Source organism: Kitasatospora sp. NPDC036755, assembly GCF_040636595.1.
Classification (GTDB): Bacteria; Actinomycetota; Actinomycetes; order Streptomycetales; family Streptomycetaceae; genus Kitasatospora.
Window position 1 is genome coordinate 1 of sequence record NZ_JBEZUT010000121.1, and the last position, 24,014, is coordinate 24,014.

Annotated in this window: 21 protein-coding genes and 1 tRNA gene; 13 read left to right on the top strand and 9 right to left on the bottom strand. The window is 73.6% G+C overall.

Annotation, left to right across the window (positions count from 1 at the left end):
* Positions 1 to 216: 216 nt before the first annotated feature.
* Both AB0E96_RS19550 and AB0E96_RS19555 read right to left on the bottom strand, forming a co-directional pair.
* A complete protein-coding gene (locus tag AB0E96_RS19550) occupies positions 217 to 816 on the bottom strand; it encodes an NUDIX hydrolase (protein WP_359825146.1) in 600 nt (199 codons plus the stop codon).
* Complete coding sequence (locus tag AB0E96_RS19555; protein WP_359825149.1) at positions 813 to 2,336, bottom strand: zinc-dependent metalloprotease; 1,524 nt, start codon at positions 2,334 to 2,336, stop codon at positions 813 to 815. Before AB0E96_RS19555 ends, AB0E96_RS19550 begins: the two co-directional genes overlap by 4 nt.
* Before the next feature lie 199 nt (positions 2,337 to 2,535).
* Between AB0E96_RS19555 and AB0E96_RS19560 the strand changes: the two genes are divergently transcribed.
* The 4 genes from AB0E96_RS19560 to AB0E96_RS19575 all read left to right on the top strand — a co-directional run bounded on the left by AB0E96_RS19560 (position 2,536) and on the right by AB0E96_RS19575 (position 5,804).
* Positions 2,536 to 3,684 (top strand): NAD-dependent epimerase/dehydratase family protein, encoded by a 1,149-nt coding sequence (locus AB0E96_RS19560; RefSeq protein ID WP_359825151.1) that lies wholly within the window; start codon positions 2,536 to 2,538, stop codon positions 3,682 to 3,684.
* 120 nt (positions 3,685 to 3,804) lie between these two features.
* Positions 3,805 to 4,245 carry a molybdenum cofactor biosynthesis protein MoaE gene (locus AB0E96_RS19565; protein ID WP_359825152.1) on the top strand — a complete coding sequence of 147 codons (441 nt, stop codon included), beginning with the start codon at positions 3,805 to 3,807 and terminating at the stop codon, positions 4,243 to 4,245.
* 233 nt (positions 4,246 to 4,478) lie between these two features.
* Positions 4,479 to 4,652: a hypothetical protein gene (locus AB0E96_RS19570; protein WP_359825155.1), complete on the top strand. Its 174-nt coding sequence runs from the start codon at positions 4,479 to 4,481 to the stop codon at positions 4,650 to 4,652.
* Between the two features lie 42 nt (positions 4,653 to 4,694).
* Positions 4,695 to 5,804: a PDZ domain-containing protein gene (locus tag AB0E96_RS19575; protein ID WP_359825157.1), complete on the top strand. Its 1,110-nt coding sequence runs from the start codon at positions 4,695 to 4,697 to the stop codon at positions 5,802 to 5,804.
* Between the two features lie 117 nt (positions 5,805 to 5,921).
* Here AB0E96_RS19575 and AB0E96_RS19580 read toward each other — a convergent pair whose 3' ends face one another.
* Positions 5,922 to 6,494, bottom strand: a complete 573-nt coding sequence (locus AB0E96_RS19580; protein WP_359825160.1) for a PPA1309 family protein — start codon at positions 6,492 to 6,494, stop codon at positions 5,922 to 5,924.
* Positions 6,495 to 6,719: 225 nt separating this feature from the next.
* Here AB0E96_RS19580 and AB0E96_RS19585 point away from each other — a divergent pair, with 225 nt between their 5' ends.
* From AB0E96_RS19585 to AB0E96_RS19595, 3 genes are all read left to right on the top strand, one after another.
* Complete coding sequence (locus AB0E96_RS19585) at positions 6,720 to 9,677, top strand: UPF0182 family protein (RefSeq protein WP_359825184.1); 2,958 nt, start codon at positions 6,720 to 6,722, stop codon at positions 9,675 to 9,677.
* 76 nt (positions 9,678 to 9,753) lie between these two features.
* Positions 9,754 to 9,827, top strand: a tRNA-Met gene (locus tag AB0E96_RS19590).
* Positions 9,828 to 10,207: 380 nt separating this feature from the next.
* Positions 10,208 to 12,175, top strand: coding sequence for a tetratricopeptide repeat protein (locus tag AB0E96_RS19595; protein ID WP_359825162.1), 1,968 nt, complete (start codon positions 10,208 to 10,210; stop codon positions 12,173 to 12,175).
* 51 nt (positions 12,176 to 12,226) lie between these two features.
* Here the strand turns inward: AB0E96_RS19595 and AB0E96_RS19600 are convergent, their stop codons facing one another.
* Complete coding sequence (locus tag AB0E96_RS19600) at positions 12,227 to 12,640, bottom strand: Fur family transcriptional regulator (RefSeq protein WP_359825163.1); 414 nt, start codon at positions 12,638 to 12,640, stop codon at positions 12,227 to 12,229.
* 104 nt (positions 12,641 to 12,744) lie between these two features.
* Here AB0E96_RS19600 and AB0E96_RS19605 point away from each other — a divergent pair, with 104 nt between their 5' ends.
* Positions 12,745 to 14,220 (top strand): catalase, encoded by a 1,476-nt coding sequence (locus AB0E96_RS19605; RefSeq protein WP_359825165.1) that lies wholly within the window; start codon positions 12,745 to 12,747, stop codon positions 14,218 to 14,220.
* 143 nt (positions 14,221 to 14,363) lie between these two features.
* Here AB0E96_RS19605 and hisN read toward each other — a convergent pair whose 3' ends face one another.
* The 5 genes from hisN to AB0E96_RS19630 form a co-directional block, all read right to left on the bottom strand.
* Positions 14,364 to 15,161 (bottom strand): histidinol-phosphatase, encoded by a 798-nt coding sequence (gene hisN, locus AB0E96_RS19610; RefSeq protein WP_359825166.1) that lies wholly within the window; start codon positions 15,159 to 15,161, stop codon positions 14,364 to 14,366.
* A gap of 100 nt (positions 15,162 to 15,261) precedes the next feature.
* Positions 15,262 to 15,585, bottom strand: coding sequence for a multidrug efflux SMR transporter (locus AB0E96_RS19615; protein WP_359825168.1), 324 nt, complete (start codon positions 15,583 to 15,585; stop codon positions 15,262 to 15,264).
* A 128-nt stretch (positions 15,586 to 15,713) separates the two neighbouring features.
* A complete protein-coding gene (gene rsgA / locus AB0E96_RS19620; RefSeq protein ID WP_359825170.1) occupies positions 15,714 to 16,766 on the bottom strand; it encodes a ribosome small subunit-dependent GTPase A in 1,053 nt (350 codons plus the stop codon).
* Between the two features lie 15 nt (positions 16,767 to 16,781).
* Positions 16,782 to 18,113 carry a 3-phosphoshikimate 1-carboxyvinyltransferase gene (aroA, locus tag AB0E96_RS19625; protein ID WP_359825172.1) on the bottom strand — a complete coding sequence of 444 codons (1,332 nt, stop codon included), beginning with the start codon at positions 18,111 to 18,113 and terminating at the stop codon, positions 16,782 to 16,784.
* Between the two features lie 82 nt (positions 18,114 to 18,195).
* Positions 18,196 to 18,921, bottom strand: coding sequence for a M50 family metallopeptidase (locus AB0E96_RS19630; protein WP_359825174.1), 726 nt, complete (start codon positions 18,919 to 18,921; stop codon positions 18,196 to 18,198).
* 150 nt (positions 18,922 to 19,071) lie between these two features.
* On the opposite strand from AB0E96_RS19630, the gene AB0E96_RS19635 reads away from it, so the two are divergent.
* The 5 genes from AB0E96_RS19635 (at position 19,072) to AB0E96_RS19655 (ending at position 23,831) form a co-directional block, all read left to right on the top strand.
* A complete protein-coding gene (locus AB0E96_RS19635) occupies positions 19,072 to 19,821 on the top strand; it encodes an SOS response-associated peptidase (RefSeq protein ID WP_359825176.1) in 750 nt (249 codons plus the stop codon).
* A gap of 110 nt (positions 19,822 to 19,931) precedes the next feature.
* Positions 19,932 to 20,570: an alpha/beta family hydrolase gene (locus AB0E96_RS19640; protein WP_359825178.1), complete on the top strand. Its 639-nt coding sequence runs from the start codon at positions 19,932 to 19,934 to the stop codon at positions 20,568 to 20,570.
* 349 nt (positions 20,571 to 20,919) lie between these two features.
* A complete protein-coding gene (locus tag AB0E96_RS19645) occupies positions 20,920 to 21,603 on the top strand; it encodes a sigma-70 family RNA polymerase sigma factor (protein ID WP_359825186.1) in 684 nt (227 codons plus the stop codon).
* Entirely contained in the window at positions 21,600 to 22,010 is a 411-nt protein-coding gene (gene rsrA, locus AB0E96_RS19650) for a mycothiol system anti-sigma-R factor (protein ID WP_359825180.1), read from the top strand. The genes AB0E96_RS19645 and rsrA overlap by 4 nt, the downstream gene beginning before the upstream one ends.
* A 387-nt stretch (positions 22,011 to 22,397) precedes the next feature.
* Positions 22,398 to 23,831, top strand: a complete 1,434-nt coding sequence (locus AB0E96_RS19655) for an HD-GYP domain-containing protein (RefSeq protein ID WP_359825182.1) — start codon at positions 22,398 to 22,400, stop codon at positions 23,829 to 23,831.
* Positions 23,832 to 24,014: the final 183 nt, after the last annotated feature.

The window sequence follows — 24,014 nt, forward strand, 5'->3', positions numbered from 1 at the left end:
GGGTGACCGGCACCGTGCGGGAGGTGCTGGGGCGTGCGCCCCGCGGGCGCCGCCGCGGGGTGGGGGGGGGCGCCGCGGGCGTGCGGGTGGGGCCCCGAGCCGGGGGCGGGGGGGGGGCGGCGGCGGGGCCCGGGGCCGGCCGGTCCGGTTCGACCCCGGGAACGACGGAAGGGGGCGCGGACCGACAAGGTCCACGCCCCCTTCCGATGTCTCGCCTCAGCCGGTCAGCCGCCGCGCCCGGGCCACCAGGTCGCGTACCGAGTGGTCGGTGAGCTCCGGCAGCCGGTCGTAGTCGAACCAGCGCAGGTCCAGCGACTCCTCGCTGATCAGCGCCTGCGCGCCGGCCGGGGCCAGCGCGATGTACTGGACGTCCAGGTGGGTGTTCTCCGGCCGGTCCTTGCCGGTGCAGCGCACCAGGTGGCGGTCCAGCTTGGCCGGCACCGGCGTGCCGCCGCTCTCCAGCAGCACCAGGTCCGGGATGCCGGACTCCTCGACGGCCTCGCGCAGCGCGGCCGAGGCGAGGTCGCGGTCGCCGGGCTCGCAGTGCCCGCCCATCTGGAGCCACATGCCGACCTTGGGGTGCAGGGTCAGCAGCACCCGCCCGGCGGCCGGGTCGACGACCGCCGCGCTCGCGGTGATGTGCGCGGGCAGGCAGGACCGGTACAGGCCCTCGGGCTGCGCTGCGAGGTGGTCCAGGTAGTCGAGCCGCAGCCGCTCCTGGTCCTCGTCGGCGGGCCGCCACCCGCTCAGCGTGCGGACGGCGTCCGCGTGCAGGGTGGTGGCCGGTATCCCGGCGGGCGTCTCGGTGGCCGTCATGCGGTGGGCTCGCCCTTTCCGTCGGTGCCGTCCTCGTCGGCCTTCGGCTGCTCGTCCTTCTTGGTGAGGTCGGGCTTGCCGGCCGCGGCCTCGCCGAGGAGCTTGTCGATCGCGTCGAAGTCGAGGCCGCCCTCCAGGTCGTCGGCGGAGCCCCGGTGGACGAAGGCGTCCGGGTCGTCCAGGTCGGCGGCGGTGGGCAGCATGTCCGGGTGCTGCCAGAGCGCGTCGCGGCCCTCGATGCCGCGGGCGTCGGCGAGCAGCGCCCAGAGCCGGGAGGCGTCGCGCAGCCGGCGCGGGCGCAGTTCCAGGCCGACCAGGGTGGCGAAGGTCTGCTCGGCGGGCCCGCCGGCCGCGCGGCGGCGGCGGACGGTCTCGCGCAGCGCGCCGGCCTGCGGCAGGTGCGGCTCGGCGGCGGCGTGCACGACGGCGTCGACCCAGCCCTCGACCAGCGCGAGCGCCGTCTCCAGGCGGGCGAGCGCGGCCTTCTGCTCGGGGGTGTCCTCGGGCTGGAGCAGGCCGCCGGCCAGCGCCTCCTGGAGCGCTTCCGGGTTGCTCGGGTCGAGCTGGCCGACCAGCTCCTCCATCCGGGAGGTGTCGACCTTGATGCCGCGGGCGTAGGCCTCGACGGCGCCCAGCAGGTGGGCCCGCAGCCACGGTACGTGGGCGAAGAGCCGCTGGTGGGCGGCCTCGCGCAGGGCCAGGTAGAGCCGGACCTCGTCGGCGGGCACGCTCAGGCCCTCACCGAACTCGGCGACGTTCTGGGGCAGCAGCGCGGCCTTGCCGACCGGGGCGAGCGGCAGGCCGACGTCGGCGGAGCCGACCACCTCGCCGGCGAGCGCGCCGAGTGCCTGGCCGATCTGGGTGCCGAACATGGCGCCGCCCATCGAGCGCATCACGCCCATCAGCGGGCCGGCCATGGCCTGCATCTCCTCGGGCAGCACGCCGCCCATGGCGTTGCCGACCCGTTCGGCGACCGGGTCCACCAGGTCCTTCCAGACCGGGAGGGTGGCCTCGATCCACTCGGCGCGGCTCCAGGCGACGGCGGTACCGGCGCCGGAGGGCAGCTCGGTGGAGCCGTCGAGCCACAGGTCGGCGAGGCGGATGGCCTCGACGACGGCGGAGCGCTCGGCCGCGCTGACCGAGCGGTCCTTGCTCTTGCCCTCGGCGGGCTCGGCGACCACGGTCTGGCGGGCGATGTTCGTGGCGAGGTCCCAGTTCACCGGGCCGCCCTCGAACGAGAGCATCTGGCCGAGCTGCTGGAAGGCGGCGCCGAGGTCGCCCGGGTTCATGCCGCCGAACATCGCGGCGAAGGGGTTGTCGGCGCCGGCGCCGCCGGGGCCGCCCGGGGCACCGGGCATGCCGAAGATCGCCCCGAAGGGGTTGCCGCCGCCGAAGCCGAACGGCTGGGGGCCGCTGCCGGGCTGCTCCTGGTCCTTCTTCTGCTGCGCGTCGTCGGGCTTGGCCTTGCCGTCCTCGGGCTCCTCGGGCGGAACGCCGAATCCGAAGGGAAGGTCGCTCACGGGGTCCTCGATCCGGTCGGCCGTCATGCGGGTGTGGCGGGAAAGTCTGCGCCCGGGGCGGCGGCGGAGTGGGGGACTCGGGAGCGGCTCCCGCACGGCTGGCCCGCGCCGGGTGCACCGCCGGGCCTCAGCCTCGGGCAGGATGGACGTACGTGACACACGTCCGTACGCACATAAAGCTAACCGTGGAGGATGGCCGGTGAGTTCCCCGCCCTCGGACGTTCGCTCTGGGCTGACCGGAGGAGAGGACGCGTCGGACACCACGGCGTCGCCGCCTCCAGCCTACGGCGGGCGACCGCTGACCGTGGCCGTCACGGGCGCCGCGGGCGTGCTGGGCGAGCGGGTGGCCGCCCGGCTGGTGGCCTCTCCGCACGTGCGGAAGGTCCTCGCGGTGGACGACCGGCGCGGCGACGTGCCCGGCGTGCAGTGGCGGGTGCTCGACGTGCGCGACCCCGCGGTGGCCGAGCGGCTGGCCGGCGTCGACGTGGTGGTGCACCTGGCGATGGACTTCGGCATGGAGTCGGACGCCCGGGCCCGCAGCGCCTACAACGTGCGCGGCGCCCAGACGGTGCTGACCGCGGCCGCGGCCGCCGGCGTGCACCGGGTGGTGCTGTGCACCTCGGCGATGGTCTACGGGGCGCTGGCCGACAACGAGGTGCCGCTGGCCGAGGACTCCGAGCTGCGGGCCACCGAGGAGGCCTCGCTGGTCGGGGACCTGCTGGAGATCGAGCGGCTGGCCCGCCGGGCGCCGCGCGCCCACCCGGGCCTCCAGGTGACGGTGCTGCGCCCGGCCGTGGTGGTGGGCCCCGGCGTGGACACCGTGCTGACCCGGCACTTCGAGGCGCCCCGGCTGCTGGTGGTGGCCGGATCCCGGCCGTGCTGGCAGTTCTGCCACGTGGACGACCTGGCGGCGGCGCTGGAGTACGCGGCGCTGGGCCTGGTCGAGGGCGAGGTGACGGTCGGCTGCGACGGCTGGCTGGAGCAGGAGGACGTGGAGCGGCTGTCCGGGATCCGGCGGATGGAGCTGCCGGCCTCGCTGGCGCTCGGCACCGCGGCGCGGCTGCACCGGCTGGGCCTGACCCCGGCGCCGGCCGGGGACCTCGCCTACACGATGTACCCGTGGGTGGTGTCCGGCAGCCGGTTGCACGAGGCGGGCTGGCGCCCGGCGCACACCAACGAGCAGGTGCTGGCCGAGCTGCTGGAGCAGGTGTCCGGCAAGCACGCGGTGGCCGGGCGCCGGCTGGGCGGCAAGGAGGCGGCGACCAGCCTGGGGGCGGCCGGGGCGACGGTGGCGCTGGTCGGCACGGCGGCGCTGGTGCGCCGGGCCCGCAAGCGGCGGCGGTTCTGAGCGGGCGGTTCTGAGCGGGCCGGCGGCGCACCCTGCTCGACGTTCTCACGATGCGAAATTCCGCCGTCGTGATGCGGAAAGCGCTGCCTGGCGCCGGCCCGGATGGGGAATCATGGGGCCATGTCCGAGAACCACGACCCCATCCGTCTGCTCGCCATCCGCGACACCCCGCTCTCGCTGGACGAGGTGTACGAGGCGGTCGGCGACGACGCGGCCGGCGGCACCACCGTCTTCGTCGGGACGGTCCGGGACCACGACGGCGGCAAGTCGGTCTCCGCGCTGGAGTACAGCTGCCACCCCACCGCCGAGCAGGAGATGCGCCGGATCGCCGAGAAGGTGGCCGCGGACTTCCCGGTCCGGGCGCTGGCCGCGGTCCACCGGGTGGGCCGGCTGGAGATCACCGACAAGGCCGTGATCGTCGCCGTCTCCTGTGCCCACCGCGGCGAGGCCTTCGCGGCCGCCCGCCGGCTGATCGACGACCTCAAGCACGAGGTGCCGATCTGGAAGCACCAGGTCTTCTCCGACGGCGAGGAGGAGTGGGTCGGCGCGGGCGGTTGCTGAGGAGGTCGCCCCCGGCACGGCGGAACCGAGCGGCACACCTCGCGCGTCCGACGGGTCAGGCGCGCCGTGGTCTCACTCCAACGGGCCCGCGACGGCGCCCCGAATACTCCCTGGAAGTGAGCCGATCGGCCGTCCCGTAACCCGGACGGCGCCGGCCGCGTTGTCCGCCGGAGTGGTTAATCTGCTCATAGACACGACGAGCTGGGAGTGCTGGTATGGGTGTGCTCGCCTGGTTGATCATTCCGGTTGTCGCCGTCCTGGTCGCCGCCCTCTGGGCGGTGTGGGCCCAGCGGGCGCCGCGGGCCACCGGGGACCCGGCCTCACTCGCCGAGCACCGGCGTTTCATGGCCGCGATGGAGCGCACCACCGCCGGCGCGGCCGCCCCCGGTGAGGGCTCCGGCAGGTAGCCCGGCGGGCGCCGCTTCAGGCCCGTCCCGTACTGTCGAGGCATGCCACGCCGCTCCGCGACGATGCTCGCTGCCACCCTGCTGCTCATAGCGCTGCTCTGCGTCTCGGTGCTGATGAAGGTTCCGTACACGGAGATGAGCCCGGGGCCGACGTACAACACGCTGGGCAACCAGGGCGGCAAGCCGGTGATCAGCATCAGCGGGCACGAGTCGTACCCGACGAGCGGGCACCTCAACATGACGACCGTCCAGGTCACCGGGGCCAAGTACGAGCCCAGCCTGGTCAACGCGGTGGTCGGCTGGCTGCGGGACGACGTGCTGGTGGTGCCGCACGACAACGTCTACCCCAAGGGGCAGTCGGACGCGGAGGCCAAGAAGCAGAACGCCGAGGAGTTCGCGTCCTCCGAGGACAGCGCCCGCACCGCGGCGCTCAAGCAGCTGGGCATCCCGGTGGGCAGCGAGCTGATCGTGAAGTCGGTCACCGCGGGAGCCCCGGCCGAGGGTCGGCTGCACGCGGGTGACCAGATCGTGGCGGTGGACGGCGCGCCCGCCGACTCGGCGGACCAGGTGGTCGCGGCGGTCACCAGGCACAAGCCGGGCGAGTCGGTGGTCTTCACCGTCGTGCCGCGGGTCAAGGACGCGAACGGCGCCGCCGCGGCGGGCGGGAAGACCGACGTCACCGTCCCGACCGTACGGGCCAAGGACCTCGACCCGAAGGCCCCGGCCGAGCGGGCCGAGCTCGCGGTGGTCGGCATCGGCACCGGGATCCGGCACACCTACCCGTTCCAGATCGACATCGGCCTGCAGGACGTCGGCGGCCCGAGCGCCGGTCTGATGTTCTCGCTCGGCATCATCGACAAGCTCACGCCCGGCGGGGACCTCACCGGCGGCAAGTTCGTGGCCGGCACCGGGACCATCGACGACGACGGCAAGGTCGGCCCGATCGGCGGCATCTCGATGAAGCTGATCGCCGCCCGGGACGCCGGGGCCGAGTACTTCTTCACCCCGTCCTCGAACTGCGCCGAGGCGGCCAAGAACGTCCCGTCCGGGCTGACCCTGATCAAGACGGACACGCTGGACGGCGCGCTGAAGTCGCTGGAGCAGGTCCGCTCCGGGCAGGCCGCCGCGCTGCCCTCCTGCGCGGCCGGGTAGCGGCCGGGCAGCCGCCCGAGTGGCCGCCGCGCGGCCGCCCGGCAGGCACTCGGAAGCGGCCCGGCAGGCAGGCACCCGGAAGCCGCCCGGCGGCCACCGGGCGGCTGGCGGAAGGCGTCAGGCGAAGGTCGCCAGCAGCGCGTCGGTCAGGCCGGGCACCAGGTCGGGACCGGTCAGCACCTCGCGGGCGACGTCCTTGGAGCGCAGCCGCAGGGCGATCTCCTTCTTGCCGCCGCGCAGCACCGCGGCGGTGATCCGCACCTCCTCGCGCTTGGGGTGGTTGGCCACCCACTCGGCGAGCTGGGCGTCGCTGGCCCCGCGCGGGCGGGACTGCTCGGCGCCCGGCGGCAGCATCATGCGCTCGACGACCAGGGCGCAGCCCGCCACGGAGTCGGGCCAGGCGATGGTGCCGAGGAACTTGTCGAGCTCCATGCCGGCCGGCAGCTCGTCCTGCTCGATCGGGGTCAGGCCGGCCTCGTCGCCCTCGGCGAGGCCGAGCTGCTTCGCGATCTTCGGGTTGGCCTTGCGCAGGGCGGCGCTGTCCACCAGGGCGAACAGCCGGGCCGGGAGGTCCCAGCCGAGGGTGGCGGCGTACTCGTCGATCTCCAGCGCGGCCCGGGTCAGCGGGGTGGCGGCCGGGAGCTTGGAGACGTCGTCGGGGGAGTTGTTCAGATCAGACGCGTCGGACATGCCTCAATCCTCACACGCCGGGCGGGGCGCGCTCGCCGGGCGGGGCGCCGCGGGCCCGCCGGCGGGCGCCGGGAGGGCCGGAGCGGCGGTGGCGGGGACGGGCGGCGGCGGGCGGGCGTCGTAACCGTCTGCTAACGGTGGGAACTCGGCCAAAGCCTGGTTAAGTTGCTCTGACGACCGACTCCATTCAGACGACACAGCCGAGGTGCCACCGTGGTCTTCCAGATGCCCGAACGCTCAGGGCCGGGTTTCCGGCGCAGGGTAGGCCCGCCCTCCCGGCGAGCGCGGGTGGCCCTGCTGACCTTGGGCGTGCTCGCGGTGCTCTTCCTGTTGTTCGTCATGTTCGCGGGTTTCTGGACGGACTGGCTGTGGTTCAGGTCGGTCCACTTCTCCTCGGTGTTCACCACCCAGCTGTGGACGAAGATCGGCCTGTTCGCGGTCTTCGGCCTGCTGATGGCGGTGATCGTCGGCTTCAACGTCTGGCTGGCGCACCGGCTGCGGCCGCCGCTGTCGGCGATGTCGGTGGAGCAGCAGAGCCTGGACCGGTACCGCTCGGGCCTGGCGCCGTTCAAGCGCTGGGCGCTGATCGGCGTCTCGCTGGTGATCGGCCTGGTGGCCGGCGCCGCGGCCTCCGGCCAGTGGCGGACCTGGCTGATGTGGACGAACTCGACCTCCTTCGGTGAGAAGGACTCGCAGTTCGGCATGGACGTCTCGTTCTACGCCTTCGACCTGCCGTTCTACGAGTTCGTGCTGGGCTTCGCGTTCAGCGCGGTGATCGTCTCGCTGCTGACCTCGGCGCTGGTGCACTACCTGTACGGCGGGCTGCGGCTGCAGGGCCCGGGCCGCCGGGCGAGCGTGGGCGCGCAGGGGCACCTGGCGGTGCTGCTGGGCGTCTTCGTGCTGCTGAAGGCCGTCGCGTACTGGCTGGACCGGTACGCGCTGGCGGTGAAGACCGGCTCGTACAAGGGCGTCTCGGGCTGGACGGGCCTGCGCTACGTGGACGCCAACGCGTTCCTGCCGGCCAAGACCATCCTGTTCTTCGTCGCGATCATCTGCGCGGTGCTGTTCTTCCTGACCCCGATCCGCCGCACCTGGGCCCCGGCCCTGATCGGCCTGGGGCTGATGGTGCTGTCGGCGGTGCTGATCGGCGGGCTGTACCCGGCGATCGTGCAGCAGTTCCAGGTCAAGCCGAACGAGCAGGCCAAGGAGACGCCGTACATCCAGAAGAACATCGACGCCACCCGCCAGGCGTACGGGATCGCGGACGCGCAGACCACCCAGTACACCCCGCAGGGCACCACCAACGCCGAGGCGCTCAAGCCGGACGCGCAGACCGTCGCCGACATCCGGCTGCTGGACCCGAACGTCGTCTCGCCGGCGTTCCAGTCGCTGGAGCAGCAGCGCAACTACTACGCCTTCCCGAACACGCTGGACGTGGACCGCTACGGCTCCGGGCAGGACAAGCAAGACAGCGTGATCGGCCTGCGCGAGCTGGACCTCAACGGCGTTCAGCGCAACTGGATCAACGACCACTTCAAGTACACCCACGGCTACGGCGCGGTGGTCGCCAAGGGCAACCAGGTCGACGACAAGGGCCAGCCGGTGTTCACCGAGTCGGGCCTGCCGGCCACCGGCACGCTGGGCGACTACCAGCAGCGGATCTACTACGGCGAGAAGACCACCACGTACTCGATCGTCGGCGGCGCCAACAAGGAGATCGACTACACCGATCCCAAGACCGGCCAGAACGCCGAGTACACCTACACCGGTGGCAGTGGCGTCTCGCTGGACAACCCGCTGACCCGGGCCGCGTACGCGGTGCGCTTCGCCGAGCCGCAGATCCTCTACGCGGGGGCGATCACCGACGGCGCCAAGGTCATCTACAACCGGACGCCGAAGGAGCGGGTGGAGAAGGTCGCGCCGTGGCTGTCGATCGACGCCGACGCGTACCCGGTGGTGCAGGACGGCCGAGTGCTGTGGGTGCTGGACGGCTACACCACCTCGGACGGCTTCCCGTTCTCCTCGAAGACGACGCTGGGCGCCGCCACCAAGGACTCGCTGACCAACCAGCGCGGTGAGCTGCTGAGCGCCGCCAACCAGGTCAACTACATCCGCAACTCGGTCAAGGCCACGGTGGACGCCTACACCGGCGAGGTGAAGCTCTACCAGTGGGACGACAAGGACCCGGTCCTGAAGACCTGGATGAAGGCCTTCCCGGGCAGCGTGGAGCCGAAGGCGGACATCCCGCAGACGCTGCTGCCGCACCTGCGCTACCCGCAGGACATGTTCAAGGTGCAGCGCGACCTGCTCGGCCAGTACCACGTCACGGACGCCAACTCCTTCTTCAACGGCAGTGACATCTGGCAGACCCCGGTGGACCCGACCAGCGACACCAAGCAGGTCCAGCCGCCGTACTACGTGACGGTGCGGATGCCGGACACCAACGCCGCGAGCTTCTCGCTGACCAGCACCTTCGTGCCCAACGGGCGGCCGAACCTGGCGGCGTTCATGGCCGTCAACGCGGACCCGGGGGACGACTACGGGAAGATCCGCATCCTGAAGATGACCGGCGAGAGCGGCGCCCCCGGCCCCGGCCTGGTGCAGTCGAAGTTCAACTCCCGCCAGGAGGTGGCCTCGCAGATCTTCGCGCTGAAGAGCGGCGGGGACGCCGAGCTGGAGTACGGCAACCTGCTGACCCTGCCGGTCGGCGGCGGACTGCTCAACATCGAGCCGGTGTACGTGCGCGGTCGCGGCGCCAAGTACCCGACGATGCAGAAGGTCCTGGCGGTGTACGGGGACGACAACGTGGCGTTCGAGGACACCCTGGAGGCCGCGCTGAAGAAGGTGTTCGGCGGGGCGCCCCCGTCGACCACTCCGACCGTGCCGTCCACGCCGGGCAACGGGACCACCCCGACCACCCCGACGACGCCCACCACGCCGGCGCCGGGCGGGACGATCTCGCCGGAGCTCCAGAAGGCGATCTCGGACGCGCAGAAGGCGTACGGGGACAGCCAGGCCGCGCTCAAGAACGGTGACTGGACGGCCTACGGCACCGCCGAGAAGGCGCTCGGCGACGCGCTGAAGGCCATCGACGCGGCGCGCGGCGGCAGCCCGGCGCCCGCCCCGACCGGCACTCCCGCCCCGGGGGCCACCGGCGGCGGATCGCCCGCGCCGCAGCCGTAGGCCCGGCCGTGGCCCGCTGAGCTGCGGCAACCGTTTTCCGTTCCACCCCGCGTCCGTGCTATGGTTCAACCACCGACGCGGGGTGGAGCAGCTCGGTAGCTCGCTGGGCTCATAACCCAGAGGTCGCAGGTTCAAATCCTGTCCCCGCTACAAAGGCCAGAGGCCCGGAGGATCCTTCCTCCGGGCCTCTGGTGTTTTCCGCGCCGTCCTCGTCGCCGTTCTCGTCCCGGAAGCGGCGGGAACCGCTCCGGTACTATCGACCGTCGCCAAGGAGGACGGCAGCGGGGTTTGTGAGGTTGAAGTGTCGGGAAATCGACAAAGCGCCGAAGCAATTTCGTCGGCTTCGGGTCGGCCCCGCCGGAATTCGGCCGGGGCAGGTGTACGCGGGTACTGGGTGATGCGACGATGGGACACATGGGGGACGGTGCACGGCCGCTGACCGGCCGTCGGGTCCGGCGCCTCTCCTGGGAGTCCCCCCGGCCGCACGCCGGGGCACGATGCCGCGACACTCTGGGGGAGCGGGAGTCGGCATGAGGCTGATCGGCAAGTCAGGCGCCAAGTCCTCGGCGGCCGCCGAGGCGGACACCGACGCCTGGGCGGAGAGCACCGCCAGCCGCCCCGGAGCCCTGCCCGCCCAGCGCACCAGCGGACTGTCCGAGCGCCCCCCGGTCCCGGGCTACGGGCCCGACAGCCTGGTCCACGTGTCGACCCGTCAGTTCGCCGCCGCCGTAGGCGCGTACGGGGACCAGGCCGACGGGGAGCCGGGCGCCGGCGCCGCGCTCGACCCGGCCGGCCTCGACTCGACCAGCTTCGAGACCGCCCTCGCCGCCCGCGAGTCCGCCGCGCTGGAGGCCCGCCACCGGCAGGCCGCCGACAGCGGGGACCCGGACGCCGCCAGTCGACTCGGCACCCTGCTGCTGCGCCGGGGCGAACTGGAGGACGCCGAGCCCTACCTGCGCGCCGCCGCGGCTGCCGGGGTGCGCGCCGCCGCCAACAACCTCGGCGTGCTGCTGCACCAGCAGGGCCACCGGGCCGAGGCCGCCCAGTGGTGGCGCCAGGCCGCCGTGGCCGGCAGCGCCCCGGCCGCGCACGCGCTCGGACTGCAACTGCGGGACCAGGGCGAGGAGGAGGCCGCCGAGTACTGGCTGCACTTCGCCGCCGACCACGGCCACCCGCTGGGCGCCTACGCCCTGGGAGACCTGATGGAGCACCGGCGCGACGTGCGCGCCGAGCGCTGGTTCAAGGTCTCCGCCGACGCCGGGCACCGGGAGGCCTCCTACCGGCTGGCCCGGATGCGCGAGGCGGCCGGGGACAAGGAGACCGCCGAGACCTGGTACCGCACCGCCGCCGCCCGCAGCCACGCCCGCGCCGCGCTGCGCCTGGGCGTGTTGCTGGAGGAGCGCGCCCGCACCGACCGGTCGCTGCTGGACGAGGCGGCCCGCTGGTACCGGCAGGCCGCGCAGAACGGGGAGTCCCGCGCGGCCTGCGCGCTGGGCTTCCTGCTGCGCGACGCCGGGGACCCGGCGGCCGCCGCCGAGTGGTGGCAGGAGGCCGCCGAGGCCGGGGACGGCAACGCCGCGAACGCGCTGGGGGCGCTGCACGCCGGCCGCGGCGAGGCCGCCGCGGCCGAGCGCTGGTACCGCGCCGCGCTGGACGCGGGCGACCAGAACGGCGCCTTCAACCTCGGCCTGCTCTGCGCCGGCACCGGCCGCGAGCAGCAGGCCGAGCAGTGGTACCGCCGGGCCGCGTACGCCGGGCACCGGGAGGCCTGCAACGCGCTGGCCGTGGTGCTGCTGCAGCGCGGCGACGAGTCCGGCGCCCAGCCCTGGTTCTCCAAGGCGGCCGAGGCCGGCAGCGTGGACGGCGCCTTCAACCTCGGCGTGCTGCACGCCGGGCGCGGCGAGCAGCAGCAGGCCCAGGAGTGGTACGCGCGGGCCGCGGCCGAGGGGCACGGCGAGGCGGCGCTGCAGCTCGCGGTCGTCCAGGAGCAGCGCGGCAACCTGGCCGGGGCGCTGGAGCGTTACCGGCAGGCGGCGGCCGGCGGCTCGGCCGAGGGCGCGTTCCGGCTGGCCTCGCTGCTGGACCGGCGCGGGGACGCGGACGCCGAGGCCGAGCACTGGTACGCGCTGGCCGCCGACGCCGGGCACCGCCGGGCGCAGGTCCGGATGGGTGTGCGGGCGGCCGAGCGCGGGGCGCTGGAGATCGCCGAGAGCTGGTACCGGCGGGCCGCGGAGGCGGGCAGCCGCAGCGCCGCGTTCAACCTGGGGCTGCTGCTGGCCCGGCAGGACAGCGAGGCGGAGGCGATGCTCTGGTACACCCGGGCCGCCGACGCGGGGCACGGCCGGGCGGCGCTGCGGCTGGCGCTGCTCGCGCTGCGGCGCGGGGAGCCGATGCAGGCGGAGAACTGGTGCCGTCGGGCGATCGACTCCGGGCCGGCCGAGGTGGCGGAGCGGGCCGGGCGGCTGCTGGGCGCGCTGAACGCCGAGTTGAGCGCCTGACCCGCCGGCCCACGCGGCTGTGCTGACCGGTCGGTCGGGTGAACCGGCCGGTCAGGAGCGGCAGTTCGGGCACAGGCCGCGGTAGGTGACCTCGGCGGCGGTGACCGTGAATCCGAAGCGCTCGGCGGCGGGGAGGGCGGCGAGCGGGTCGCCCTGCGGGTGGACGTCGCGGATCGCGCCGCAGCCCGAGCAGATCAGGTGCTGGTGGGCGCGGTGCGCGTTGGGGTCGTAGCGCTTGGCGCGGCCGTCGGTGGCGACCTCCATGACCTCGCCGAGGGCGACGAGTTCGCCGAGCGTGTTGTAGACGGTGGCGCGGCTGATCTCCGGCAGCCGGGCCGTCGCCCGGGCGTGCACCTCGTCCGCGGTGAGGTGGACGTGCTCCCCGTCCAGGACCTCGGCCACGACCCGGCGCTGCGAGGTCAGCCGCCAGCCTCTCGCGCGCAGTCTCTCCAGCAGGTCGCTCATGCCATCCAGAGTAGGTCACGCTCCGAGATTGGTTCCAGTGTTGACTTGGACAAAGTCCAAGTTAGGATCGAGTCATCACGACCGGACACCGCGGAGGCACTCCCATGACGACCCAGGACGAGCAGCGCCCGACCCTGACCACGGAGGCGGGTGCCCCCGTCGCCGACAACCAGAACACCGAGACGGCGGGCGTCGGCGGCCCGGCGCTCATCCAGGACCAGCTGCTGTTCGAGAAGCTCGCGCACTTCAACCGCGAGCGGATCCCGGAGCGCGTGGTGCACGCCCGAGGCGCCGGCGCGTACGGCACCTTCACCGTGACCGCCGACGTGACGCCCTGGACCCGGGCGGCGTTCCTGTCCGGGGTCGGCAAGCAGACCGAGGTCTTCCTGCGCTTCTCCACCGTGGCGGGCAACCTCGGCGCGGCCGACGCGGTGCGCGACCCGCGCGGCTTCGCGCTGAAGTTCTACACCGAGGAGGGCAACTACGACCTCGTCGGCAACAACACCCCGGTGTTCTTCATCAAGGACGCCATCAAGTTCCCCGACTTCATCCACACCCAGAAGCGGGACCCGTACACCGGCTCGCAGGAGGCGGACAACGTCTGGGACTTCTGGGGCCTGTCGCCCGAGGCCACCCACCAGGTGACCTGGCTGTTCGGCGACCGCGGCATCCCGGCCTCCTACCGGCACATGAACGGCTACGGCTCGCACACCTACCAGTGGCAGAACGAGGCCGGCGAGCACTTCTGGGTCAAGTACCACTTCAAGACCGACCAGGGCATCCGCAACCTCACCCAGGCCGAGGCCAACACCCTCGCCGGCGAGGACCCGGACAGCCACCAGCGCGACCTGCGCCAGTCGATCGAGCGCGGCGAGTTCCCCAGCTGGACGGTGCAGGTCCAGATCATGCCGGCGGCCGACGCGGCGAACTACCGCTTCAACCCCTTCGACCTGACCAAGGTCTGGCCGCACGCCGACTACCCGCCGATCGAGATCGGGAAGCTGGAGCTCAACCGCAACCCCGACAACGTCTTCGCCGAGGTCGAGCAGTCGGTGTTCTCCCCGGCGCACTTCGTGCCCGGCATCGGCCCGTCCCCGGACAAGATGCTCCAGGGCCGCCTGTTCGCGTACGCCGACGCCCACCGCTACCGGGTCGGCATCAACGCCGACCACCTGCCGGTGAACCGCCCGCACGCCACCGAGGCCCGCACCAACAGCCGGGACGGCCACCTGTACGACGGCCGCCACGGCCGGCAGAAGAACTACGAGCCGAACAGCTTCGGCGGCCCGGTGCAGACCGGCCGTCCGCTGTGGGCCGCGACCGCCGTCGACGGCCTCACCGGCACCCACGTCGCGCCCTCGCACGCCGAGGACGACGACTTCGTGCAGGCCGGCGACCTGTACCGGCTGTTCTCCGAGGAGGAGAAGCAGCGCCTGATCGGCAACCTGGCGGGCTTCATCGCCAAGGTCTCCGCCGACCGCGAGGACATCGTGGAGCGGGCGGTCGACAACTTCCGCAAGGCCGACGCCGACTTCGGGCAGCGGCTGGACGCGGCGGTCCGGGAGCTGCGCAAGCAGTAGGGCGTCCTCGACGGACCCCGGCACCGGGCCGGGAACGGCGGCGGCCCCCTGACCTGCTCCCACTGGTCAGGGGGCCGCGACCACGTCCGGACACGGACGCCGGCTCCGGGCCCGGGCCCGGGCCGAGCACCCGCGCGGGGGCGTCAGACGGAGAGCCGGCGCAGGGCCTCCTCGTGCAGCAGGCCGTTGGAGGCGACGGCGTCGGCGCCGCCGGGGCCGGGCACGCCGTCAAGACCGGTGAAGCGGCCGCCGGCCTCCTCCACGATGACGCAGTTGGCCGCCATGTCCCACAGCGACAGCTCGGGCTCGGCGGCGATGTCGACGGCGCCCTCGGCGACCATCATGTAGGACCAGAAGTCGCCGTAGGCGCGGGTGCGCCAGCAGGCCCGGGTGAGGTCCAGGAACGGGTCGAGCCGGCCGCGCTCCTCCCAGCCGCTGAGCGAGGAGTACGAGAAGGACGCGTCCTCGATCCGGGAGACGCCCGAGACGCGCAGCCGGGAGGCCTTGGCCAGGCTGCGGCCGCCGAACGCGCCGAGGCCCTTGGCGGCCCACCAGCGGCGCTGGAGCGCGGGGGCGGAGACGATGCCGACCACCGGGCGCTCGACGCCGTCCGGGCCGTCCTCCAGCAGGGCGATCAGGGTGGCCCAGACCGGCACGCCGCGGATGTAGTTCTTGGTGCCGTCGATCGGGTCGATCACCCAGCGGCGCGGACCCGAGCCCTGGAGGCCGAACTCCTCGCCGAGGACGGCGTCGCGCGGGCGGGCGCGCTGGAGCACGCTGCGCACCAGCTCCTCGGCGGCCTTGTCGGCGTCGCTCACCGGGGTGAGGTCGGGCTTGGTCTCGACCTTCAGGTCGAGGGCGCGGAAGCGCTCCAGGGTGACCGAGTCGGCCGAGTCGGCGAGGACATGGGCGAGTCGGAGATCGTCGTGGTAGTCGGCCATGCCCGAAACCCTAGCGAGCCCGTCCCGATCGGCACAGCCGGGCCCGCGTGGTGGGCGCGCCGTGCGGGCGCGCGCCGGGCCGGCCGGTGCGCCGGGGGCCTCAGTGCGCCGTGCCGCTGAGCTGGAGGCCGATGACGCCGGCGACCACCAGCGAGATCGAGACCAGCTTGAGCACCGAACTGCTCTCGTCCAGGAAGACCATGCCGTAGACCGCGGTGCCGGCCGCGCCGATGCCCGTCCACACCGCGTACGCGGGGCCGACCGGCAGGCTCTTCAGGGAGAGGGTGAGCAGGCCGAAGCTGCCGAGGGCGAACACGCAGAAGCTGATGGTGGGCCAGAGCTTGGTGAAACCCTCGCTGAGCTTGAGGTTGATCGCGAAGCCGGTCTCCAGCAGGCCGGCCAGGACCACCAGGGCCCATGCCATCGCGTGCCCTCCCTGTCGATCGACGGTCGGACCGCGGATGGCCCGTCCTTCCTATGATCACCAGGTCGGCCCGCTCCGACACCTCGAACGGGCCGCCGGACCCCGGAAACGGCCGGGACCGGCGGGGCTCAGTCGGCCTCGCCCTCCTTGCTGGCCAGCAGCCGGCGCAGCGAGTAGAGCCGGGCGGCCTCGGCGTGACCGTCGGCGACCCAGGCGTCCAGCGCGCAGTCCGGCTCGTCGTGGCTGCACGCGCGCGGGCAGTCGACGGTGCCCGGCTCCAGGTCGGGGAAGGCGTGGATGACCCGGGACGGGTCGATGTGCGAGAGGCCGAAGGAACGGAAGCCGGGGGTGTCGATCACCCAGCCGGGGTTCAGCGCCTTCTTCGAGCCCGGCTTCGCGCCGGGCGGCGGGGGCAGCCGCAGCGCCAGGGCCGAGACGGTGGTGTGCCGGCCGCGGCCGGTGACGGCGTTGACGTGCCCGGTCTGCCGCCGGCGGTCCGGGACGAGCGCGTTGACCAGGGTGGTCTTGCCGACCCCGGAGTGGCCGATGAACACCGTGGAGAGCCCGCGCAGGTGCTCGCGGACGGCCTCGGCGCCGGTGGTCTCCAGCTCGTCGCGGCGGGTCACCACGTACGTGATGCCCAGCGAGGCGTAGGAGTCCAGCAGTGTCGACGCCGGAGCGAGGTCGGACTTGGTGAGCACCAGCAGCGGCTCCATGCCGGCGTCGTAGGCCGCCACCAGGCAGCGGTCGATCAGCCGGGGGCGCGGCTCCGGGTCGGCCAGGGCGGTGACGATGGCCAGCTGCTCGGCGTTGGCGACCACGATCCGCTCGTACGGGTCGTCGTCGTCCGCGGTGCGCCGCAGCACCGAGCCGCGTTCCTCGACCCGGACGATCCGGGCCAGGGTGTCGGCGTCCCCGGAGAGGTCGCCGACCAGGTTGACCACGTCGCCGACGACGACGCCCTTGCGGCCCAGCTCACGGGCCTTCATGGCGACGACCTCGCGCTCCTGCTTCGTCCCCGGGTCGATCAGACAGGTGATCCGGCCGCGGTCGACGGTCAGCACCATCGCCTCGGCGGCGTCCTCGTGCTTGGGCCGGATCCGGGTCCGCGGCCGGGAGCCCCGGCGGGCGGGGCGGTTGCGGATGTCGTCCTCGTCGGCGTCCTTGCCGTAGCGGCGCATGTGCTCAGTCTCCGCTCAGACGTCCGCCGCTGCTTCGCCGAGCAGCTCGGACCACATCCCGGGGAAGTCGGGCAGGGTCTTGGCGGTGGTGGCCACGTTCTCGACCTCCACGCCCGGCACGGCGAGGCCGAGCACGGCGGCGGCGGTGGCGAGGCGGTGGTCCTCGTAGGTGTGGAAGACGCCCCCGTGCAGCGGGCGCGGGCGGATCAGCAGACCGTCCTCGGTCTCGGTGACGTCGCCGCCCAGAGCGTTGATCTCCTTGGCGAGCGCGGCGAGCCGGTCGGTCTCGTGCAGGCGCAGGTGGGCGATGCCGTACAGGTGCGACTCGGAGTCGGCGAGCGCCGCGACGGCGGCGATCACCGGGGTGAGCTCGCCGACGTCGTGCAGGTCGGCCTCGATGCCGTGGATCCGGCCGGTGCCGGTGAACTGCAGGCCCTCGTCGGTGAACTCGCAGGCGCCACCCATCCGGGTGTAGATCTCGCGCAGCTGGTCACCGGGCTGGGTGGTGTGCTTCGGCCAGTCCCGCACGGTGACCCGGCCGCCGGTGACCAGGGCGGCGGCGAAGAACGGCGCCGCGTTGGAGAGGTCCGGCTCGACGACCAGGTCGCGTCCGAGCAGCGCGCCGGGGGTGACCCGCCAGACGCCCTTCTCGCCGCCGTCCTCGGGGGCGTCGACCTGGACGCCGGCCAGGCGCAGCATCTCCACCGTCATCCGGATGTGCGGCAGCGACGGGACCGGGCCGCCGACGTGGCGGACCTCGATGCCGTGGTGGTAGCGGGCGCCCGAGAGCAGCAGGGCGGAGACGAACTGGGACGAGGAGGAGGCGTCCAGCTCGACCGGGCCGCCGTCCAGCGAGCCGGTGCCGTGCACGGTGAGCGGGAAGGCGCCGCGGCCGCCGTCCTCGATCCGGGCGCCGAGCGCGCGCAGGGCGTCGATCACGCCGTGCTGGGGGCGCTCGTAGCAGCGCGGGTCGCCGTCGAAGTGCACCGGGCCGTCGGCGAGGACGGCGAGCGGGGGCAGGAAGCGCATCACGGTGCCGGCGTTGCCGACGTCGATCGAGGCGGGCCCGAACAGCGCGGGGGCGGGGATGACCCGCCAGGCCTCGCCGCCGCCGGTGCCGCCGGAGTCGTTGTTGACCTTCTCCTCGATGGTGACCCCGAGGGCGCGCAGGCCGTCGGCCATCAGCTGGGAGTCGCGGCTGCGCAGCGGGCGCCGCACCCAGCCCGGCCCGTCGGCGAGCGCCGCCAGCACCAGGGCCCGGTTGGTGACCGACTTGGAGCCGGGGATGCTGATGGTGGCGTCGACGGGGCTGGTCGCGACGGGGGCGGGCCACAGGGTCTCGGTCATGGGGCAAGTCTAGGGCTCGCAAAGAGACCCCCCGCGTCGGCCGGACGCGCCGGTGGCGGCCCGGCGGTGCGCCGCTGGCGGGCTAGTGCAGGGGCTGGAGCAGCCAGGCCGCGCCGAGGGCGAGGCAAGCGAGGGCGACCAGCAGGAAGACGGTGACCCAGGCGAGGGCGGGGACGTGGGTGAGCCGGGCGAGCTGGTCGGCGTCGGAGTCGCGGGCCCAGCCGATCCGGCGCTGGTGCTGGAGCTCCAGGACGGGGCGGACGGCGCCGAAGAGCAGGAACCAGCAGCCGAGGTAGGCGAAGCCGGCCTGGACCTCGGCACTGCCGAACCAGGAGACCAGGAAGAAGGCGCCGCCGGCGACGAGCACGGTCAGGAAGCCGAAGGCGTTGCGGATGCGCAGGAGCAGGGCGAGCAGCAGCAGGATCGCCAGCCAGAGCAGCAGGGTGATCCGGTCGGCGGCGAGCAGGGCGGCGCAGCCGAGGCCGAGCAGGGCCGGGGCGGTGTAGCCGGCGGCGGCGGTGAGGACCATGCCCGGGCCGGTGGGGCGGCCGTAGGAGAGGGTCAGTCCGGAGGTGTCCGAGTGCAGCCGGATGCCGGCCAGCTTGCGGCCGGTGACCAGGGCGATCAGGCCGTGGCCGCCCTCGTGGGCGATGGTCACGGCGTTGCGGGCGACGTGCCACAGCGGGCGGGCCAGGACGGTGAGCAGGGCGGCGGCGCCGGTGGCCAGGACCAGCCAGCCGGGCGGGGCGCTCTGGGTGCCGGTCACCTGGCTCCACAGCTCGCCGAGGGTCTGGTCGTTCGTGTTCATCGGTTCCTCTCCGCCTCCGTCCGTCGCACCGGGCCTCGCGTTGGGCCGTTCGGGGCAGCCTCCCATGCGGGGACGGGCGGGAGGGAGCGGGCGGTTCTGGTCCGTGGAGGAACGGGTGCCGAGGAGCGGCGGCATGGCAAGCTGGCCCGCATGTGCGGTCGGTTCGCAGCCAGCAGCAAGCCCGAGGACGTCGTCGAACTGTTCGGCGTCGAGCACTGGGACCCCGAGGAGACCCTGGACCCGAACTGGAACGTCGCGCCGACCAACAGCGCGTTCGTGGTGCTGGAGCGGCTGAGCAGGGAGGAGCGGCCGCGGCCGGTGCGGCAGCTGCGGGTGCTGCGCTGGGGGCTGGTGCCGCAGTGGTCGAACTCCGCCGAGACGGCGGTGAAGATGATCAACGCCCGGTCGGACACGGTGCACGAGAAGCCCTCGTACCGGCAGGCCTTCGCCGCACGCCGGTGCGTCCTTCCGGTGGATGGCTACTACGAGTGGCAGACGGTGCCGGGGGAGCGCGGCAAGGCGCGCAAGAAGCCGTACTTCGTCTCCCGGGCGGACGGCACCCCGCTGGCGCTGGCCGGGCTGTACGAGTTCTGGCGCGACCGGACGGTGCCGCCGGGGCACCCGCGGGCCTGGCTGGTGACCTTCACGATCGTCACCACGGACGCCGAGGAGTCGCTGGCGCCGATCCACGAGCGGATGCCGCTGTTCCTGGACCGGGAGGACTGGGACGCGTGGCTGGACCCGCGGCTGACCGACCCGGACGGCCTGCGCCGGCTGCTGATACCCCCGCCGCCGGGCGCGCTGCTGGCCACCCCGGTGTCGCCGGCGGTCGGCAGCATCCGCAACAACGGTCCGGAGCTCAAGGAGCCGTGGACCGAGGTCGAGACCACCCTGTTCTGACATCGCCCCTGTTCTGAGACCGCCCTGTTCGGCGGTCGCCCTGTTCCGAGACCGCCCTGTTCCGAGACCCGTTCCGGGCCCTCCCCGCCGGACCTTCTGGAGTCACCGAGATGAGCACCACCGAACTGGTCCCCACCGAGGCCGGCCAGGCCCGGATCACCTACCACCGGGCCGCGGATCCGGTGGCCGTGCTGGCGCTCGGCCACGGCGCGGGCGGCGGGATCGAGGCCCGGGACCTGGTGGCGCTGGCCGGGGCGCTGCCGGCCCGGGGGATCACCGTGGCGCTGGTGGAGCAGCCCTGGCGGGTGGCGGGGAAGAGGCTCGGCCCGGCGCCGAGGACGCTGGACCTCGGCTGGCGGCCGGTGGCCGAGCGGCTGGCCGGGCCGGGGGTGCCGCTGGTGGTGGGAGGCCGCAGCGCCGGGGCGCGGGTGGCCTGCCGGACGGGCGCGGGGACCGGGGCGGTCGGGGTGGTGGCGCTGGCGTTCCCGCTGCACCCGCCGGGCAAGCCGGAGAAGAGCCGGGCCGAGGAGCTGCTGGAGTCGGGGCTGCCGACGCTGGTGGTGCAGAGCGCGGCGGACCCGTTCGGCGGGCCGGCGGAGTTCCCGGAGCTGCCGGCGGGGCACGAGCTGGTGGCGGTGCCGTACGGCAGCCACGGCTTCGAGGTGCCCAAGCGGGCGCCGGTGGGGCAGCAGGAGGTGCTGGACCTGATCTGCTCCTCGGTGGGGGACTGGGTGCTGGGTCTGGTGTGAGCCCGTGAGCGGGGAGTTTCCACTCGATCACTCGTGCGAGTGAATGGTGCGCCTGGGCGGGAATGCGGGCGGGGAGCGGGTGGTTGTCCTGTCCGTCAGCACGAGTCACCGGTGAGAGGCAGGGCAGATGGGTTCGATCGCGTGCCCCGAACGGCCTGAGGAGCGCGAGGCCACCGCGGCGTTCGCCCCCTCCTGGTCGGAGTGGCTCGACGCGGGCGAGAAGCCCGTCAGCCCTATATCCTCCATTTCTGGACGGCCCGCCGTGGGCCGCGCCCGTCATGCCGAGGAGGTGGGTCCGGTCGTCGGGACCGAGCACGAGGCCGATCCGGGCCGTGGCCCGGGCGACGCCATGCCCGAGGGCGAGGCGCTCACCGGTGAGGAGCTGGCCGAGGCGATCGGTGAGGACACCTACCGGGTGTCGGCGGAGGAGAGCGAGGAGGCCCGGCGGGAGCGCTTCGAGCGCGACGCCCTGGGCTACCTGGATCCGATGTACTCGGCGGCGCTGCGCATGACGCGCAACCCGGCCGACGCGGAGGACCTGCTCCAGGAGGCGTTCGCCAAGGCGTACGCGTCCTTCCACCAGTTCCGCGAGGGGACGAACCTCAAGGCCTGGCTGTACCGCATCCTCACCAACACGTTCATCAACTCGTACCGCAAGAAGCAGCGGGAGCCCCAGCGCACCGCGGCGGAGGAGATCGAGGACTGGCAGCTGGCCAGGGCCGAGTCGCACATGTCGACCGGTCTGCGCTCGGCCGAGACCCAGGCGCTCGACCACCTCCCCGACAGCGACGTGAAGGACGCGCTCCAGGCCATCCCGGAGGAATTCCGGATCGCCGTCTATCTCGCGGACGTGGAAGGCTTTGCGTACAAGGAGATCGCGGACATCATGGGTACTCCCATCGGTACGGTGATGTCCCGGCTGCACCGCGGCCGCCGTCAGCTGCGCGGCATGCTGGAGGATTACGCCCGTGAGCGCGGGCTCGTCCCGGCCGGCAGCGGGGCAGGGCAGGAAGCGAAGGGCTCGGGCTCATGAGCTGCGGCGATCCGCACGAAACCGAGTGTGGCGAGGTCCTCGACCACCTCTATGAATTCCTCGACAACGAGATGCCCGAGGGCGACTGCGCGAAGTTGCGCGTCCACTTCGAGGAGTGCTCGCCCTGCCTGCGGCAGTACGGGCTGGAGCAGGCGATCAAGGCACTGATCAAGCGTTCCTGCGGGTGCGACGACACCCCGACCGACCTGCGCAGCAAGGTGCTGGCCAGGATCGACTCGATCCGGGCCGGGCAGCGCTCGGGCGAGCCGGTGGTGGTCGCGGTGGAGACCACCGTCGAGCTGCACGTCGAGTCGGCCCGGCCCGCGCCCGAGATCGACGGGCCGGCCGGGGCGGAGCAGTCCGGGCGCCCCGGCGCGCCGGTCGAGGCCGGCGCCCAGGTGGAGTGACGGCCCGTCGGGCGAACGCCCGTACGGCGGTCGGCCGGGTGGTCGACCAGCGGGCGCGGTAGTCCGTCGGCCCGCCGGTGCGGGCGGTTCGGACGGTTCGGACGGTTCGGGCAAGGAGTGCAGCGGCCCCGGGAGCGTGAGCTCCCGGGGCCGCTCCTGTTCTGCTCGCGTGCGCCGTCACTCGTCCGAGTGAGTTGGCGGTGCGCCAACTGCGCCGTTGCGCCATCATGCGTCCCCATGTCCGGACGGCGTCCTATTCTCCTGACGGACGCTCACCGTCGGTCCGCCCGACGTGTCGAGGCAATACCGGGTCCGTACGGCGGGGAGGTCGAGATCGCTACCGACTGTGGAGGATCGACCCTGCCGCGAGGGGCGGCGCGCTACCTGGTGGCCGTCCCGGTGGCGGCGCTGTGCTGCCTGGTGCCGCTGCTGCCCGCCGCGGCCGCCCCCGGGGTGCCGCACTGGCTCGGCGCGCCGGTGGACTGGCCCAAGGTCGGGCTGCTGGCCTTCCTGCACGGCTGCTGGGAGTCCCTGGCCCAGGGCCTGCCCACACCCTGCCTGGTGCTGGTGCGCCGGCTGCTGCGCCGGCCGGCGCTGCCCGAGCGCACCCCCGCCCGGCCCGGGGTGAACGCCTTCTTCCCGGTGCTGTTCGCCGGGGTGCTGATGCTCCCGCCGGCCGCCTCCGCCCTGGTGGCCGCCCCGGCCGCGGTGCTCGGCGGGCCGAACGGGCGCGGCTGCCGCCCGCGTCAGCTGTTCAACGGCTCCCAGCTCGCGCTGTGCGCCTTCGCCTCCTCGACCGCCTTCCACCTGCTGAGCGGCCCGCAGCTGCTGCTGGGCTCCCGCTTCCCGGCCGCGCTGCTGCCCGCGGCCGCGGCCGTCGCGGTGTTCTGCCTGGTCAACGGGGTGGTGGTGGGCGTCATGCTGATGCTCAGCGAGGGGCGCCGCCCCGGGGTGCTGCTGCGCGGGGCGCACTCGGTGTGCGGGCTGCCGGTGCTGGTGCACGCGGCCGGCGGGCTGATGGTCGCGGTGCTCTGGCAGGGCCCGTACGGCGCGTTCGCGGCGCTGCTCGCGCTGCTGCCGTTGTCGATCTCGGCCTGGGTGTTCGCCCAGGGCCAGCGCGAGCGGGACGCCCACCAGGCCACCGTGCAGTCGTTGGTGCAGGCCGTGGAGATCAAGGACTCCTACACCCGGGGCCACAGCGAACGGGTCGGCCTGGCGTCGGTGCTGATCGCCACTCAGCTCGGCATGGAGGCCGAGCGGCTGCGCACCCTGCGGTTCGCCGGGATCCTGCACGACGTCGGCAAGCTCGGGGTGGCCACCGAGCTGCTGCGCAGAAACGGTCCCCTGACCGAGGCCGAGCGCCGGGCGGTGGAGATCCACCCGGTGTACGGGTACGAGCTGGTGCGCGGCATCGACTTCCTCGGCGAGGCGCACGCCGGCATCCTGCACCACCACGAACGGATGGACGGCCGGGGCTACCCGAGCGGGCTGGCCGGCGAGCAGATCCCCGAGTTCGCCCGGATCATCTCGGTCGCCGACGCCTTCGACTCGATGACCTCCACCCGTTCCTACCGGCGCGGACGCCCGGTCAGCGAGGCGGTCACGGAGCTGGAGCGCTGCTCGGGCAGCCAGTTCGACCCGGTGATGGTGCGGGCGCTGATCGACGCGCTGGCCGGGCACGACTGGCAGCCGGTGGTGCACTCCGAGGACTCCATCCAGGCCGTGCCGGACATCCCGCTCGGGGTGCCCGAGCCGGTCCGGGCGGCACCGGGCCGGGTGCCGCCCCAGGGCGGGACCGTCCCCACGGCCGGGCAGCCGTGAGGGCCCCCGGCCGGGCCGCCGGCGGGCGCGTGACCGGCGGGCGCGGGGGTTCCGGGCGGGCGGCTCTGGGACGGACCGCCGCCGGGCGGGTGCTGCTCGGGGCGATGCTGAACCCGCCCTACCGGTACGGACAAGACACCACCCAATGGATCACCGTCCCGCCACAGGGCTATGGCGGCATCC